The sequence below is a fragment of the Bifidobacterium sp. M0353 genome (assembly GCF_016100645.1).
Classification (GTDB): Bacteria; Actinomycetota; Actinomycetes; order Actinomycetales; family Bifidobacteriaceae; genus Bombiscardovia; species Bombiscardovia choladohabitans.
In genome coordinates, this window is the sequence record NZ_JACFSB010000180.1 from 1 (window position 1) to 266 (window position 266).

Sequence of the window (266 nt, forward strand, 5' to 3'; positions counted from 1 at the left end):
GGAAATGCTTCCAGGCTGACGGTACCCTGTCAGAAAGCGATGGCTAACTATGTGCCAGCAGCCGCGGTAATACATAGGTCGCAAGCGTTATCCGGAATTATTGGGCGTAAAGCGTTCGTAGGCTGTTTATTAAGTCTGGAGTCAAATCCCAGGGCTCAACCCTGGCTCGCTTTGGATACTGGTAAACTAGAGTTAGATAGAGGTAAGCGGAATTCCATGTGAAGCGGTGAAATGCGTAGATATATGGAAGAACACCAAAGGCGAAG

The 266-nt window shown here is 48.5% G+C and carries 1 rRNA gene; it reads left to right on the forward strand.

What is annotated here, in order from left to right:
• Positions 1–266: ribosomal RNA gene (locus H3V04_RS09480) — 16S ribosomal RNA — on the forward strand; the annotation flags it as partial.